The organism is Paracoccus sp. KR1-242, assembly GCF_049446195.1.
Classification (GTDB): domain Bacteria; phylum Pseudomonadota; class Alphaproteobacteria; order Rhodobacterales; family Rhodobacteraceae; genus Paracoccus; species Paracoccus broussonetiae.
In genome coordinates this window covers 222,668-238,280 of the sequence record NZ_JBMSED010000006.1, presented here as the reverse complement: position 1 = coordinate 238,280, position 15,613 = coordinate 222,668, and the positions used below count along the sequence as shown (strand labels likewise).

At 64.8% G+C, this 15,613-nt stretch carries 15 protein-coding genes and 1 tRNA gene; 7 read left to right on the top strand and 9 right to left on the bottom strand.

What is annotated here, in order from left to right; translation table 11 throughout:
• Window positions 1-3 precede the first annotated feature (3 nt).
• The 6 genes from ACO2Q4_RS10980 to ACO2Q4_RS10955 form a co-directional block, all read right to left on the bottom strand.
• Entirely contained in the window at window positions 4-1,530 is a 1,527-nt protein-coding gene (locus tag ACO2Q4_RS10980; RefSeq protein ID WP_423319237.1) for an FAD-dependent oxidoreductase, read from the bottom strand.
• 1 nt (window position 1,531) lies between these two features.
• The gene (locus ACO2Q4_RS10975; protein ID WP_311758183.1) at window positions 1,532-2,557 is read right to left on the bottom strand and encodes a quaternary amine ABC transporter ATP-binding protein; all 1,026 of its coding nucleotides are present in this window, start codon (window positions 2,555-2,557) and stop codon (window positions 1,532-1,534) included.
• Window positions 2,550-3,437, bottom strand: a complete 888-nt coding sequence (locus tag ACO2Q4_RS10970; protein WP_311758184.1) for an ABC transporter permease — start codon at window positions 3,435-3,437, stop codon at window positions 2,550-2,552. The genes ACO2Q4_RS10975 and ACO2Q4_RS10970 overlap by 8 nt, the downstream gene beginning before the upstream one ends.
• Window positions 3,438-3,510: 73 nt before the next feature.
• Window positions 3,511-4,509: an ABC transporter substrate-binding protein gene (locus ACO2Q4_RS10965; protein WP_311758185.1), complete on the bottom strand. Its 999-nt coding sequence runs from the start codon at window positions 4,507-4,509 to the stop codon at window positions 3,511-3,513.
• A 76-nt stretch (window positions 4,510-4,585) separates the two neighbouring features.
• Window positions 4,586-5,374, bottom strand: a complete 789-nt coding sequence (locus tag ACO2Q4_RS10960; protein WP_423319233.1) for a pyrroline-5-carboxylate reductase family protein — start codon at window positions 5,372-5,374, stop codon at window positions 4,586-4,588.
• A 271-nt stretch (window positions 5,375-5,645) separates the two neighbouring features.
• Complete coding sequence (locus tag ACO2Q4_RS10955) at window positions 5,646-6,278, bottom strand: TetR/AcrR family transcriptional regulator (protein WP_311758187.1); 633 nt, start codon at window positions 6,276-6,278, stop codon at window positions 5,646-5,648.
• 146 nt (window positions 6,279-6,424) lie between these two features.
• Between ACO2Q4_RS10955 and hpbA the strand changes: the two genes are divergently transcribed.
• Together hpbA and ACO2Q4_RS10945 are read left to right on the top strand one after the other, a co-directional pair.
• Window positions 6,425-8,461, top strand: coding sequence for an N-methyl-L-proline N-demethylase HpbA (gene hpbA, locus ACO2Q4_RS10950; protein ID WP_423319231.1), 2,037 nt, complete (start codon window positions 6,425-6,427; stop codon window positions 8,459-8,461).
• A gap of 57 nt (window positions 8,462-8,518) precedes the next feature.
• Window positions 8,519-9,103 (top strand): dimethylsulfonioproprionate lyase family protein, encoded by a 585-nt coding sequence (locus ACO2Q4_RS10945; RefSeq protein WP_311758189.1) that lies wholly within the window; start codon window positions 8,519-8,521, stop codon window positions 9,101-9,103.
• Window positions 9,104-9,207: 104 nt separating this feature from the next.
• Here ACO2Q4_RS10945 and ACO2Q4_RS10940 read toward each other — a convergent pair.
• Both ACO2Q4_RS10940 and ACO2Q4_RS10935 read right to left on the bottom strand, forming a co-directional pair.
• Window positions 9,208-9,282: transfer RNA gene (locus tag ACO2Q4_RS10940), tRNA-Asn, on the bottom strand.
• A 103-nt stretch (window positions 9,283-9,385) separates the two neighbouring features.
• The gene (locus tag ACO2Q4_RS10935) at window positions 9,386-10,252 is read right to left on the bottom strand and encodes an MBL fold metallo-hydrolase (RefSeq protein ID WP_395132318.1); all 867 of its coding nucleotides are present in this window, start codon (window positions 10,250-10,252) and stop codon (window positions 9,386-9,388) included.
• A gap of 69 nt (window positions 10,253-10,321) precedes the next feature.
• Between ACO2Q4_RS10935 and ACO2Q4_RS10930 the strand changes: the two genes are divergently transcribed.
• From ACO2Q4_RS10930 to dps, 5 genes are all read left to right on the top strand, one after another.
• Window positions 10,322-11,662, top strand: coding sequence for an ATP-binding protein (locus ACO2Q4_RS10930; protein ID WP_311758191.1), 1,341 nt, complete (start codon window positions 10,322-10,324; stop codon window positions 11,660-11,662).
• Window positions 11,663-11,732: 70 nt separating this feature from the next.
• On the top strand, window positions 11,733-12,659 hold the full coding sequence (gene fabD, locus ACO2Q4_RS10925) for an ACP S-malonyltransferase (protein ID WP_423319228.1): 927 nt from the start codon (window positions 11,733-11,735) through the stop codon (window positions 12,657-12,659).
• Between the two features lie 75 nt (window positions 12,660-12,734).
• Window positions 12,735-13,472, top strand: coding sequence for a 3-oxoacyl-ACP reductase FabG (gene fabG / locus ACO2Q4_RS10920; RefSeq protein WP_311758193.1), 738 nt, complete (start codon window positions 12,735-12,737; stop codon window positions 13,470-13,472).
• Between the two features lie 136 nt (window positions 13,473-13,608).
• Window positions 13,609-13,842, top strand: a complete 234-nt coding sequence (locus ACO2Q4_RS10915; RefSeq protein ID WP_028720942.1) for an acyl carrier protein — start codon at window positions 13,609-13,611, stop codon at window positions 13,840-13,842.
• 150 nt (window positions 13,843-13,992) lie between these two features.
• Entirely contained in the window at window positions 13,993-14,466 is a 474-nt protein-coding gene (dps, locus tag ACO2Q4_RS10910; protein WP_311758194.1) for a DNA starvation/stationary phase protection protein Dps, read from the top strand.
• Window positions 14,467-14,526: 60 nt separating this feature from the next.
• Here dps and ACO2Q4_RS10905 read toward each other — a convergent pair whose 3' ends face one another.
• The gene (locus tag ACO2Q4_RS10905) at window positions 14,527-15,603 is read right to left on the bottom strand and encodes a BMP family ABC transporter substrate-binding protein (RefSeq protein WP_423319225.1); all 1,077 of its coding nucleotides are present in this window, start codon (window positions 15,601-15,603) and stop codon (window positions 14,527-14,529) included.
• Between the last annotated feature and the right edge of the window lie 10 nt (window positions 15,604-15,613).

Here is a 15,613-nt window from a genome sequence, read left to right as displayed (position 1 = left end):
GGATCAGCCCGTTTGACCGGACTCCGCCGCGCGCCTGAAGCCCCCCCCTGTGGGGGCGGGGTTGATCCTTGCCACCTCATCGTGGAAGTCGCGCAACTCGGCGTGCCGGCGGTCCTCGGTCCAGTCTTTGGCCGCGGCAAGGGCATGGGACAGTTCCTCGGCCCGGTCCAGCCCCAGGTCGGGGCCAAGCCCGTCGGGCAACCGTCGCCGGATCAGGTCGCCCAGCCGGATGACATGTTCCCGGTGCACCAGCGCCGTCAGCCCTTCGGCCGTCTGCGGCGGCTCTGGCTTCACGATGGGGCCGTGGGGGCCGTCGGCGCGTATGCCAAGCCGTTCTTCGACCGCGCGGGCCACCATGCGAGCGGCGTGGCGGTGCAGCATGATCGTGGAACCCGTCACGGCAAGCAGCTGTGGCGTAGCCGGATCTGCGACGACGCGGACCGGCAGGACAGGCGATCTGCCGTCCAGGGTCGAGGTCGGGCGCACCCCGCACCACGCGTGCAGCACATCGCAACGATCCAGGCGCAGGCGCGGGAACAGCTGGTTCGCCTCGGCCAGGATATAGTCGATCTCGGCATCCTCGACCCTGATCTCGTCTGGATCTTCCGAGACGACGGTCTCTGTGGGACCCATGAAGTGCAGGTCGCGCCAGGGAAATACATAGAAGGGCTCACCCTTGCTGGAAAAAGCCTCAAGCCCCAGCCCGCGGAACCCTTCGGGCAGGCGGACCATGACGTTGACGCCCTTGACGCCAAGGACGCGGGGGCCGCGCCCTGCACCCGGAACCATGTCGATCCAGGGACCGGCCGCATTCACGACCAGGTCGGCGGTGAGGTTTGCAATGCCCGTCGCATGGGGTTCGCGTTCCTCCAGTGTCACCTGCCACCGGTCGGCGGTCCGTTGAAGCCCGGTCACTGCGGTATAGGTGCGGATGATCGCGCCCCGACGTTCCGCATCCAGCGCGGTATCGACGCAGATCCGCTCGGGCCAGGCATACATGTATTCTTCGAAATGGCCGACCCCGGTCAGGGAACCGCCAAGCTCGGCTGCAAGCGGGCTGATGCCGGCGGCATCGGCCCGGTTCTTGCGACGGTAGGAGAGCGGGAATTCCCATTCGCCCAAGGCGTCGGCCAGGCGGAAGCCGATGCCGACCAGCCATGCCGGATAGCGATCTCCGCGCCGGAACGGATAATGGAAGGAATGCCGCGTCAGGTGCCCCGGCATCAGCCGGACCAGTTCGGCCCGGCACCGCATCACCTGCCGCGTATAGCGCAGGCGTTCCAGCATGTCGCGCGGGTGCAGCACCATCTGCCACAGCGGATAACGCGGGGCGAGATAGCCGACGCCCGAATAAAGCATCCGGCTGGAACGGGCCGAGGTGCCCGCGCCGATGTCCCCGCGATCGACCAGCAGCGTGCGATAGCCGCGCTCGGCCAGTTCGCGGGCGGTGGCACAGCCGACGGCGCCGGCGCCGATGATGACGACCTCGAAATGGCTGCCATCAAGATCTGCAAGGGGCGGCCGCGCCATCTCAGGCCCCTGCCGAGACCGAGATCGCGCGTTGCAGGGACAATTGCCCCACGGGCCGTCCGCTGCCATCCTCGACCCCAAGGCACTGAACGCCCCGTCCCATCATGTCGCGCAGCGCCTCGGTCAGGGTGATGTCCGAACGGATCATCGGCACCCCGCCCGCGTCCGGGGCCAAGGGCTCCATCACCGAGGCGACCTGCACGACCTTGCCGCGATCGACATGCTGGACGAAATTCGCGACATAATCGTCGGCGGGGTTCAGCACGATGTCCTGCCCCGTGCCCTGCTGGATGACCGAGCCGTCGCGCAAAAGCGCGATCCGGTCGCCGATGCGCAGCGCCTCGTCAAGGTCATGGGTGATGAAGACGATGGTCTTGCGCACCTCTTTCTGCAGGTCCAGCAAAACGGTCTGCATGTCATAGCGGATCAGCGGATCCAGCGCGGAATAGGCCTCGTCCATCAGCAGGATCGGCGCGTCATTCGCCAGCGCGCGGGCCAGTCCGACGCGCTGCTGCATGCCGCCTGAAAGCTGGCTGGGATATTTCGCCTCGTATCCGGACAGGCCGACACGTTCGATCCAGCGCATCGAGGTCTTGTTGCGTTGGGCGGAATCGACGCCCTGCACCTCAAGCCCATAGCCCACGTTCTCGATCACCGTGCGGTGCGGCAGCAATCCGAACTTTTGGAACACCATCGCGGTCCTGTGGCGCCGGAAGCTGCGCAGCGCCTCGGGGGACATCTGCACGACATCCTGCCCTTCGACCAGGATCTGTCCGGCTGTGGGATCGATCAGCCGGTTGATATGGCGGATCAGCGTCGACTTGCCCGAGCCGGACAAGCCCATCACGACCTGGATCGCGCCCGCGGGAATGGTGATGTTGATGTCGCGCAGGCCCAGCACGTGGCGATGGTTGTCGTTCAGTTCCTGCTTGGTCATGCCGCCATTGATGGCGTCGATGAACTCGGCGCCACGCGCTCCGAAAATCTTGTAGAGGTTTCTGATCTCGATCCCGATGGGTTCAGACATGGCCGCCTCCGCGATGTTTCTGCAGCCGGTGGCCCCAGGCCTGGCTGATGCGATCGAACAGGATCGCGATGCCGACGATGGCCAGACCGTTGAACAGGCCAAGCGTGAAATACTGGTTCGAGATCGCCTTCAGCACCGGCTGGCCCAAACCCTGCACCCCGATCATCGATGCGATGACGACCATGGCCAGCGCCATCATGATCGTCTGGTTGATCCCCGCCATGATGGTCGGCAGGGCCAGAGGCAGTTCCGCCTTGACCAGCCTTTGCCAGCGAGAGGAACCAAAGGCATCCGCCGCCTCCAGCACCTCGCGGTCGACCTGCCGGATGCCAAGGTTGGTCAGACGGATCATCGGGGGGATGGCATAGATCACCACCGCGATCAGGCCGGGCACCTTGCCGATCCCAAGCAGCATCACGACCGGGATCAGATAGACGAAGGACGGCATCGTCTGCATGATGTCCAGAACCGGATTGACCACCGACTGCACCCGGTCCGACCGCGACATCAGGATGCCGATGGGCAGCCCGACCGCGATGGCCAGCAGGGTCGAGGTCAGGATCATAGAGATCGTCTTCATCGTGTCATCCCACATCCCGAACGCGCCGATCAGGCACAGGGTCACGATGCTGGCGATGACGATGCGGATGCTGCGGCTGGCCCCCCAGGCAAGAGCCGCGACGGCCAGCAGGATGATGGGCCAGGGCGTATTGGTCAGAAGGTTCTCGGACCAGACCAGGAAATGGCGCAGCGGTTCGAACAGGCCTTCGATGGCATCGCCATAGGCGCGGGTGAAGGACCGGAAGCCATCGTCGATGACTTTCTTCAGATCACGGAGAAAACCGTCATCCAGCTGTGGAAACTTGTTGAACCAAGTCATCGCGACCTCGTCATTGGGCAGTAGCTACCGACAGGGCGAAGGGCAGGGGGGCAGAACGCCGCCCCCTTCGGCTTCAGAGGGCGGACTTGATCTTTTCGGCCGCTTCCGGCGTGACCCATGCGGTCCAAAGATCCTCGTGGGTCTTCAGGAACTCGCGCGCGCCATCCTCGCCAGTGGCCTGGTTGTCGGTCATCCACGCCATCAGCGTGTTGACGGTGTCGTTGGTCCAGCTGCGCTTCGAGAGATAGTCGATGACAGCCGGATCGGTCTTTTCGGCGAAGCTTTTCGACACCAGCGTGAAGACGTTGTCACGCGGGAAGGCGTTCTGCTTGGGATCGGCGCATTCCGAGACCGAGGTGCAGCGCTTCCACTCTGCCATGTCGTTCGGCATTCCGAAATCGACCGGCACCATATCGTACTTGCCCAGCATCGAAGTGGGCGACCAGTAGAAGCCCAGCCACGGCGCCTTCTGCTCGTAGGCCTTCGCCATCGAGCCGTCGAGGCCTGCGGCCGAGCCGGTATCGACCAGCGTGAAGCCCTTGCCCTCGATATCGAAGGCTTTCGCAAGCTGGGTGGTGACGACGGTGCCGCCCCAGCCCTGCGGACCGTTATAGACCGCGCCCTTGGAGGCATCCTCGGGGGCGGGGAAAAGTTCGGGATGGGCGAGGATTTCCTCGATCTTGTTCAGGTTCGGGTGCTCGTCCAGCATGTAGCGGGGGATGAACCAGCCCTGCTGGCCGCCATCGGACAGCGAGCGCGACAGTTCGACGATCTTGCCGTCCTTCAGGCCCCCGGCCACGACTTCGGGCATCAGGTCGACCCAGGATTCCGGCACCACCTCGGGCTGGCCCTTTTCCACAAGCGAGGTGATCGCGGGGACGGTGTCGCTGGTCGTGATCTCGGCATCGCAACCATAGCCTTCGTTCAGGATGAACTGGTCCAGGTTGGCCAGTACCTCGGCACTTTGCCAGTTCATGCTTGCGATGGTGAAGGAACCGCAATCGGCGCTGGCGGCGCCTGCGAAGGCCGCAGCGGGAAGACCGGCTGCAAGGGCGAGTGCAAGTTTGTTCATTATGGTTTTCCCTGTTGCGGCTATTTGATGTCGATGCATGCGAACCGCCGCGAAGCTCGCTGCATTCCCGGTATGGCTAGGTCTGGAAAGCCGCGCCCATCTGGCGCGCCTTTTCGGTGGCTGCTTCGAGAGCGCGCGAGATGGCCAGCGAAAAGCCCTCCGCCTCGGCTGCATCAATTCCGGCGGCGGTGGTGCCGCGATAGTCGCGATAGGCTTCTACAAGCGTTTCCGCCTGATCTATACGCCCTGATAGCATGGCCGCGCCGCCGCAGACCGCGGCCTCGGTCGCGCGCCATGCGATTTCCGCGGGCACACCGCGCTCCTGCATGAAGCGCGCCATCGCCATGGCCATCAGCGCGGGATAGGCCGCGCCAGATCCGGGCAGGGCCGTCATCAGGTCGATCTGCGCTTCGTCCGGCAACTCATCGGTGGTGCCAATGGCCGAAAGCAGTCGCGCGGCGGTCGCACGGTCCTGCGGGGTTGTGCCGGCATCGGCCCAGAAGGGGGAATAGGAGGCCCCGATCTCGGCCGCTGCATTGGGCATGGCCCGCACGATCCGGCCACCGCATTTCGCAAGCACGCCCGAGCCGACCCCCGCCATGAACGAGATGACAAGCTTGCCTTCGGCTTGAAGTTTCAGGCTCGCCCAGTCTTCGGGGCGGACAGATACGACGATCACATCGGCCGCCGCCGAAAGTGCGTCCGCGTCGGAGGCCCATTCCACGCGGTGGCCGTGATAATCGGCGCGCGGGCCGCTGCGGTTCAGAAGGACAAGATCGCTGGCAGGGACAACACCCCGCGTCAGCAGGTGTCCCCCCAAGGCCGATCCCAGCCACCCCGTAGCGCCAATGATCCCCACTCGCATGTCGTCGATCCTCGTCCGTAACCGGCGTCATTGCAACTTGGCTAGCAGACTCATCCCGCAGCTGGCAACAAAATGTTCATGACTGTCATACTATGGTTCATGTGCGCGCATTTCACATGCACTGTGGAACTTGCAACGGACTTGACTGAACAGATCGAATTTCAAGCGCTTAGGGCTCCGCAAGGCGGCGGCACCGTAAAAATGGGCGCGCCAATGCGTAGACAAAATATGCATGTGACCCGGCGCCTGCGGGGTGTCTGGTGGGGCAGGATCAGGCGTTCGGCCGACGAAAACGGGCGTTGAATCGCGCGATTTCCCGTGGCTCGGGTTCCTGGTCGGCATAGATGCGGACATACATCGGGATGCGGGCAAGCCGCGTCTCGGTATCCTCGTTGGTCTGGGTCGAGATATAGCCGATCTGCACCAGATAGATGGTGCGGGCGCGGATATCCGCCTCCATCGGGGGAACGTCCCAGCTTTCCATCAGGCGAGTCAGCGCCGCCAGCCGCAGTTCATCCGCCTCTTTCACGCGGGCAGCGACTTTTTCGTCCTGCAAGGCCCAACTGCGGACCGCAAATTCAAGACGGGAATCAAAGGCATCCGGCGACAGGAAGCAGGTCATCAGGTTCAGCATCGCCTCGGCGCGGCTTTCGGCGTAATGCGTCGTCGCATCGACCAGCGGCTTCGTGGTCTTCTGCTCCCACCCCTCCAGTAGTGCCGAAAGCAGCGCCTCGCGATCTTCGAAGAACCAGTAGAAGCTGGTGCGCGACAGGTTGAGTCCCTTGGCCAGCGGCAGGATCTTTACCGCGTCGATGCCGTTTTCGATCAGGGCCTGGTAGCCCGCTTCCAGCCAGCCTTCGCGCGACCCGCGCCAACCCGTTTCTGATGCGCCCGTGCGTTCCATAGGCCGTTGATAGGCTGTCGGACAGGGTGCGGCAAGCCAAATGTTCAATTTTGGGCGCGGGGTGTTCATTGATGATTTTTGAATTGACATGAGTGAACAGTTTTCGGATTTTCGGGACAGCAACAACCTCATCCGCAGGCAAAGCCATGTCGAACGATCCCCTTCTTCAGCCGTTTCAGTTGAAGCACCTGACGCTTCGCAACCGGATCATGATCACCAGCCACGAACCGGCCTATCCCGAGGACGGGATGCCGAAGGATCGCTACCGCGCCTATCACGTCGAACGCGCAAAGGCGGGGGTGGCGCTGACGATGACGGCGGGTTCGGCCTCGGTCGCGCGGGACAGTCCGCCGGTCTTCAACAACATCCTAGCCTGGAAGGACGAGGTCGTCGGCTGGATGAAGAAGCTGGCCGACGAATGCCACGATCACGGGGCCGCGGTGATGATCCAGCTGACGCATCTGGGCCGCCGGACCCGCTGGGACAAGGCCGACTGGCTGCCTGTCGTCTCGCCGGGGCATGAACGCGAAGCTGCGCACCGGTCCTTTCCGAAAAAGATGGAAGACTGGGACATTGCCCGCATCATCGAGGATTACGCCGATGCCGCCGAGCGGATGAAGGCTGCGGGCCTCGACGGGATCGAGCTTCAGGCCTATGGCCACCTCATGGACCAGTTCTGGTCGCCGCTGACCAACGATCTGGACGGCCCCTATGGCGGCAACCTGGACAATCGCCTGCGCTTCACCTTCGATATCCTGCGCGAGATCCGCAAGCGTTGCGGCGACGATTTCATCGTCGGCGTCCGCTATACCGGGGACGAGGATCTGCCGGGCGGAATCACCCCGCAGGACGGGATCGAGATCTCTCGCCGGTTGCGCGACAGCGGCATGGTCGATTTCCTGAACGTGGTGAAAGGCCATATCGACACCGATGCCGGGCTGACCGACCTGATCCCGGTGCAGGGGATGCGGAACGCACCGCACCTGGAATTCGCGGGGGCGATCCGCAAGGCCACGAATTTCCCGACCTTCCACGCCGCCAAGATCCCCGATGTACCGACCGCGCGCCATGCCATCGCGGCGGGGCTGCTTGACATGGTGGGGATGACCCGCGCCCACATGGCCGACCCGCATCTGGTCCGCAAGATCGTCGAAGGGCGTGAGGACGACATCCGCCCCTGTGTCGGTGCGAACTATTGCCTTGACCGCATCTATCAGGGCGGCATGGCCTTCTGCCTGCACAATGCCGCCACGGGCCGAGAGGAGACGATGCCCCAGACCATTCCGGCGGCCGCGGCGAAAAAGCGCATCACGATCGTCGGCGCAGGTCCCGGCGGCATGGAGGCGGCTCGCGTCGCCGCCGAGCGCGGCCATGCCGTCACCGTTTTCGAGGCCGCCGACCGGCCCGGCGGCCAGATCCGCCTGACCGCCCTGCAGGAGCGTCGGCGCGAGATGATCTCGATCATCGCGTGGCGGCAGGCGATGTGCGAAAAGCATGGCGTGACCTTCAACTTCAACACCTTCGCGGATGAGGCGGACGTCCTTGCGACGAACCCGGACGAGGTCATCATCGCAACCGGGGGCCTGCCCCATACCGAAGTGCTGGAGGCGGGGGACGAGCTTGTCTCGTCCGCCTGGGACATCCTCGCGGGGGATGTGAAGCCGGGACAGAACGTCCTGATCTTCGACGACGCGGGCGATCACGCCGCGCTGCAGGCGGCTGATGCAATCGCGGCGACCGGCGCCAAGGTCGAGATCGTGACGCCGGATCGCAGCTTCTCGCCCGAAGTAATGGCGATGAACCTGGTGCCCTATATGCGCAGCCTGCAGCGGCGCGACGTCACCTTTACCGTGACCTGGCGGCTGAAATCGGTGACGCGCGATGGCAATCAGCTGCGCGCCGTGCTGGGCAGCGACTACGGCGACATGACCCGCGAACGGCTGGTCGATCAGGTCATCGTCAACCATGGTACGCGTCCGCTGGACGATCTGTATTTCGACCTGAAGCCGCTGTCCTCGAACCTGGGCGAGGTTGATTACGAAGCGCTGAGCACCGGCGGGATGCAGGAGGTCCGCAAGAACCCCGAGGGCAGGTTCCGCCTGTTCCGTATCGGCGATGCGGTCGCGGCGCGGAATACCCATGCGGCGATCTATGACGCATTGCGACTGGTCAAGGATCTGTAACCGAAACGGGCGCGCGGCATGGTCGCGCACCCATCGATTCCAAGGGAGGGGAAAGACATGACGCGACCGCAGGCCTTGCAGGAGTTTATCGATATCGCCTTGCCCGCGATGCAGGCGCGGGCACATGACGGCGGTTCGCCGGCCTCGCTTCAACGCATCGCCGAAGCTGTGACCGCCCCCGGCGACAGCGGTGCGGCCCCGGCCACCCTGCCAGTCGTGGGCGAATGGCTGGATTCGGCGCTGGATCGACGGCCGGAATACGAGGATCTGGCGGATCTGCTGCAGGCGATCCGCGCGCTTTCGCCGCTGCTTTGCTGGCGGAAAAGGACCGGGGACGCGACAGCCAGCGCCAATTTCCAGTCCAGTCACGCCAATGCCATGCTGCTGGGTCCGGGCGGGATCGAGGAGCGCCGGGACATGTGGATCGGGCTGAGCCTGCTGGCCCCGCAGACCCGCTATCCCGACCACCAGCACGCGCCCGAGGAGACCTATCTGGTCCTGTCGCCGGGCAGTTTCCGCAAGCCGGGTCGCGACTGGTTCCAGCCCGGTCTTGGCGGCAGCTTCTTCGTGCCGCCGAACGCCGTCCACGCGATGAGGTCCGAGGACGAGCCGCTGTTCGCCCTGTGGGCGCTGAGAGTCTGAAGGCGGAGATGTTGCAGGGGCCGGCGGGAGCCGTTCCCGGAAACGAGAAATGGCACCCAAGTGGGTGCCATTTTCTTGCCATCATCAAAGGCTTTCTTTGATTTTGGCTCCGGCGGTAGGGATCGAACCTACGACCAATTGATTAACAGTCAACTGCTCTACCGCTGAGCTACGCCGGAACACGGGGCGGTGTATAGCCGCGGCTTTCGGGGTCGTCCAGAGGGGTGTAGCACTTTTTTCTGAAAACTTTACAAGTCGATGAAAATAAATGGCAAATACCTGTCAGGAGGCGCTGAATACGGTGGTCGCGGACAGCGCGGCGGCGGGTGTGACGACGCCAAGTTCGGCCAGCGCGATCAGGTGTGCCAGCACGTTGCGGGTCGCGGCAGGCAGCAGTTGCGGGGGAATGTCATAGATTCGCGCCGCAAGTGCCGCCGCATCCGCCGGTGCGTCCCGCAGCGCCGCAAGAATCTGGGCCGTGCGCTCGCGCCGATGGGTGGCAAGTTCCGCCAGTCGCGTTGCAGGCGCCTCGATCGGGTCGCCATGCGCAGGCAGAAGCCGAGCCGGACTTTCGGCTCCCAGGCGCGACAGCGAACGGAAGTAGTCGCCAAGATCGCCGTCCGGCGGTGAGATCAAGGTCGAGGACCAGCCCATCACGACATCCCCGCAAAAGATCACGTCGTCCCAGCGGAAACTGAGATGGCCCGCGAAATGGCCGGGGGTGTGCAGCGCGGTCAGCGTCCATTCCCGCTCCTCGACCGAGTCGCCGTCGCGCAGCAGGATGTCGGGCTGGAAGCTGCGGTCCAGCCCCTCGCCCCCGTTCAGCCCGCCTTCCAGCGCCAGGCGCTGCATCAGGGGCGAGCGCCCGGCCTCGGGCGGGCCGAAGCCCAGGATTGGGGCGCCGGTGTCGTGCGCCAGCGCCGCGGCACCGCCGGAATGATCCAGATGGGCATGGGTGACGAAGATATGGGTGATCCTGCCACCTGCCGCCGCCTCCCGAATCGCCGCGCGATGTTCGGGCAGGTCGGGGCCGGGGTCGATCACCGCGATCCGGTCGCGGCCCAGCAGGAAAGTATTGGTTCCCGGTCCCGTCAGGGGCGAGGGATTTGCAGCGGTGATGACCCGCAGGGCTTTCGAGGCATGTGTCATGGCGCTAACCTAGCCCGCGTCCGGGCGGCAGGCAAAGGTCCGGCGCAGATCCTGTCGGAAGGTGGCGGAATGGAATTCGAATGGCTGAAGAAGGTGATGCCGCGCGGGCTTTACGGCCGCGCCGCGCTGATCCTGTTCCTGCCGGTGGTGGCAGTGACCGTCGTCGTCACGGTGATGTTCCTGCAGCGCCATTTCGAGGACGTCACGCGGCAGATGACCGTCGGGATGACGCGCGAGCTTGCCCTGATCGCACGCCGGATCGACGAGGCGCCCGATATCGACGCCGCGCGCCAGTCGGCGCAGCGCGAGGCGGGGCCGCTGGAACTGCAGCTGATCCTGCCCGCGACCGAACCGGCGCGGGACTGGCGGGTCTTCTATGATCTGTCCGGCCGCGTGGTCATCAGCGAGCTGAATTCTCGCGTGGCGCAGGTCCGCGGCGTCGACCTGAGCAACCGGCGCGAGGTGCGGGTGACGCTGGACAGCAAGTTTGGTCCCTATCAACTCGTATTCCCGCGCGAGCGTGTCAGCGCCTCGAACCCGCACCAGTTGCTGGTGCTGATGGTTGGAACCTCGCTTCTCATGACGGCCATCGCCACGATCTTCCTGCGCAACCAGTTGCGCCCGATCCGTCGTCTGGCGCGCGCGGCCGAGGAATATGGCAAGGGACGGATCATCCCTTATCGTCCGGTCGGCGCGACCGAGATCCGCAGCGCCGGCACCGCATTCCTGGAAATGCGCTCGCGGATCGAACGGCAGAACGAACAGCGCAAGCTGATGCTGTCCGGGGTCAGCCATGACCTGCGCACGCCATTGACGCGGCTGCGGCTGGGCATCTCGATGCTGTCGCCGGACCTGCCGCCCGAGCCCGAGGAGATTGCCGCCCTGGAGGGCGACGTGACCGCGATGGGCCGGATGATCGACACCTTTCTGGTTCATGCGCGCGACGCGGCGCAGGATGCGCCACCGGCCCCGGTTCCGGCCCTGGAATTCGTGCGCAACATCGTCGCGGATGCACAGCGCGGCGGGCAGGAGGTGCAGCTGGGCGAAATGCAGGGCGATCAGGCCGGGCAGGCGACCTTTCGGCAGGACAGCCTGCGCCGCGCGGTCGAGAACCTGATCGGGAACGCCGTCCGCTATGGCGACCAGGTCGAGGTCGAGGCGGCGCTGGGGCCAAGCTATTTCCGCGTCTCGGTCGAGGATGACGGGCCGGGCATCCCCGCCGAGCGACGTGAGGAGGCGCTGAAACCCTTCACGCGCCTGGACCCCGCGCGCAACCAGAACCAGGGGCAGGGCGTCGGGTTGGGCCTGTCGATCGCGGCCGATATTGCGCGCGCGCATGGCGGGCAATTGCGCTTGGTCAACGGCACCAGGCTGGGCGGTTTGCGGGCCGAAATCGTCATTCCACGCTGATGCAGCGCAGTTGCCGTCGGGTCCGCCAGCCGTTAAGGCTGTTCGGAAATAACAACGGAAGGACTGCAGGATGCGGGCATTCGTATTTCCCGGCCAGGGCGCCCAGGTCGTCGGCATGGGGCGCGAGCTGGCCGAGGCCTATCCCGCCGCGCGCGAGGTGTTTGCCGAGGTCGATGAGGCGCTTGGCGAGAAACTGTCCGATCTGGTCTGGAACGGCGATATCGAGACGCTGACGCTGACGCAGAATGCCCAGCCCGCGCTGATGGCAACCTCGGTCGCGGCTTTCCGCGCGCTTGAGGCCGAGGGCTACGGGATCCAGGATGCGGCCTTTGTCGCGGGCCATTCGCTGGGCGAGTATTCGGCGCTTTGCGCGGCCGGGGCGCTGTCCCTTGCCGATACCGCCCGGCTGCTGCGCCTGCGGGGCCGCGCGATGCAGGATGCGGTGCCGGTCGGGCAGGGCGCGATGGCCGCGATCCTGGGGCTGGATTTCGCGGCCGTCGATCAGATCGCGCGCGAAGCCGCTGGTGACGAGGTGTGCCAGGCCGCCAATGACAACGATCCGGCCCAGGTGGTCATCTCCGGGAACAAGGCCGCCGTCGAACGCGCGGCGGCGATTGCGAAGGAGCGGGGCGCGAAGCGAGCGCTTATGCTGCCGGTCTCGGCCCCCTTCCATTCGGCGCTGATGGAACCCGCGGCCGCCGTGATGGCCGAGGCTTTGGCCCGCGTCGAGATTACGGCCCCCGCCGTGCCGGTCGTCGCCAACGTGCGCGCCGCGCCAGTCACCGACCCGGCGATGATCTGTCAGTTGCTGGTCGAGCAGGTCACCGGATCGGTCCGCTGGCGCGAGTCCGTTGCCTTCATGGCCGGGGCCGGCGTCACCGAGTTCTGGGAGATCGGTTCGGGCAAGGCGCTGTCGGGCATGATCAAGCGGATCGCGAAGGATGCGGTGACGCGCAACATCGGCACGCCTGCCGATATTGCCGCGCTGAAGGGCTGAAGCCAGAACGGGGGCTCTGCCCCCATCCCTGCGGGATTCCCCCGGGGTATTTCGAAAACAGTGAAGAGGCTTGGGATGTTTGATCTGACCGGCAAGAATGCCCTGATCACGGGCGCATCGGGTGGGATCGGCGGTGCGATCGCCGAGGCATTGCACAAGGCGGGCGCGACCGTTGCGCTGTCGGGCACGCGCGAAGCGCCGCTGCAGGAGTTGGCTGCGAAGCTGGGCGAGCGCGCCCATGTGGTCACCGCCAATCTTGGCGATGCCGAGGCGGTCGAGGCGCTGCCGAAATCCGCCGCCGCCGCAATGGGCAGCGTCGATATCCTGGTGAACAATGCCGGGATCACCCGCGACAACCTGTTCATGCGCATGTCCGACGAGGAATGGGCGCAGGTGCTGGACGTGAACCTGACCTCGAGCTTCCGGCTGTGCCGGGGCGTGCTGCGCGGCATGATGAAGGCGCGCTGGGGCCGGATCGTGAACATCACCTCGGTCGTCGGGGCCACGGGCAATCCGGGGCAGGGCAACTATGCTGCCGCCAAGGCCGGGCTGGTCGGCATGTCGAAAAGCCTTGCCTATGAGGTCGCGTCCCGCGGGATCACGGTGAATTGCGTGGCACCGGGCTTTATCGAAACCGCGATGACCGACAAGCTGAACGACGAGCAGAAGGGGCGTATCCTTGGGCAGATCCCGGCCGGGCGCATGGGGAATGCACAGGAAATCGCCGCAGCGGTCCTGTATCTTGCCAGCGGCGAGGCAGGCTATGTCACCGGAGCCACCCTGCATGTTAACGGGGGGATGGCGATGCTGTGATCTACGGTTTATCCGGTTGCAAGATCACGTTCGCGTGCTATATCCCGCGAATAAGGCCGCAGGGGAACCGCCCTGGGCTGTCGTCGGCGCAAGCCGTCACATTTTGGGCGGATGCCCGCGAAAATGAGGAAGAGACATGAGCGATATTGCTGATCGCGTGAAGAAAATTGTCGTCGAGCATCTTGGCGTTGACGAGGACAAGGTGACCGAGAGCGCCTCCTTCATCGACGATCTGGGCGCCGATTCTCTGGATACCGTCGAACTGGTCATGGCCTTCGAGGAAGAATTCGGGATCGAGATTCCGGACGACGCCGCCGAGACCATCCAGACCTTCGGCGATGCCGTGAAATTCATCCAGGGCGCGGTCTGATCAGACCATCGCTTTCTGGCGGATCGAAGGCGGTGCTTTCCACGGGGAAAGCACCGCCTTTTTCGTTTTGTTTCAATCAGGCTTGCGAGATGGAACCGGGCGCGCGCGCGCCGTGTTGACAGGGCGGACCCGATAGCAAGAGGAACCGTCATGGCCGTCAATCTTCAAGGCCTTACCGACAATGCCCGCAAGACCGCGATCGCCGAGCTGAATGCCCGGCTTGCCGATGCCGTCGCCCTTTCGGCGGCGATCAAGCAGGCGCATTGGAACGTGAAGGGCCGCAACTTCATCGCGGTGCACGAACTTTTCGACACCGTCTTTTCCAACCTCCAGGTCCATGTCGACGAGATGGCCGAACGCGTGCAGCAGTTGGACGGCGTGGCCGTGGGCACGGTCGAGAAGGTGGCCAAGGCCAGTTCGCTGAAGGAATACCCGACCGATCTGACCAAGGCCGAGGATCACATCAAGGCGGTCTGTGAACGGATGCGGGACTATGGCGCCAAGGTCCGTGCCGCCATCGATACGACCGACGAGGCGGGCGATGCCGATACGGCAGACCTGTTCACCGGCGCGTCGCGCACGGCCGACAAGGATCTGTGGTTCATGGAAAGCCACCTGGAATAGGCGGTCTTCGCGCTGCATGAACCGGGGCCTGTGGCCCCGGTTTTTCGTTTCGGCGATGGCTTACTTCGGCATCGGGGCGGTGATGCCCTCGACGTAGAAGTTCATGCCCGAAAGCTCTTCGTCCGTGGCCTTCTGTCCGTCGGCCAGCCAGGCGCTGCCATCCTGCTTTTTCAGGGGGCCGGTGAAGGGGTGATGCTCGCCCGAGGCGATGCTGGCCTTCAAGGCCTCGGCCTCGGCCTTGACCTCGGCGGGGACGGCGTCGGTGATCTCGCCGATCACGACCTCGCCGTCGCCGATGCCCAGCCACACGCCCTGTGACTGCCAGCTGCCGTCCAGCACCTGACCCACGCGCTTGATGTAATAGGGTGCCCAGTTGTCCACGATCGACGAAATCCGCGGCTTCGGCGCAAAGGCCGACATGTCGGAGGCCTGCCCGAAGCCGAGCGCGCCCGCCTCCTGCGCCTTGGCCAGCGGCGCGGTCGAGTCGGTGTGCTGCATGAAGACGTCCACGCCCTCGGCGATCAGGGCGGCGGCGGCATCGGCCTCTTTCGCGGGGTCGAACCAGCTATAGACCCAGACCACCTTCATCTCGACATCCGGGTTCACCTTCTTGGCGTGGATATAGGCCGAGTTGATGCCCTGCACGACCTCGGGGATCGGGAAGGAGCCGATATAGCCGATCTTGTTCGACTTGGTCATGCGGCCCGCGATGGTGCCGATGACGGCGCGGCCTTCATAGAAGCGGGCGTCATAGGTCGCGAGGTTGTCGGCGCGCTTGTAGCCGGTCGCGTGCTCGAACTTGATGTCGGGGAATTTCTTGGCGACGTTCACGGTCGCGTCCATGAAGCCGAAGCTGGTCGCGAAGATCAGCTTGTTGCCGGCCAGCGCAAGCTGGGTCAGGGCGCGTTCGGCATCGGCGCCTTCCGGCACGCTTTCGATGAAGGTCGTCTCGACCTTGTCGCCATATTCCGCCTCAACCGCCTTGCGGGCCAGATCGTGCTGGTAGGTCCAGCCGCCATCGCCGACCGGGCCGACATAGATGAAGCCGATCTTCAGCTTTTCGTCCTGCGCAAAGGCGGGCAGGGCCGAAGCCGCCATCAACGCGGCGGCGCTGCCAAGAAGGGTTCTGCGTTTCATGTCTTCTCTC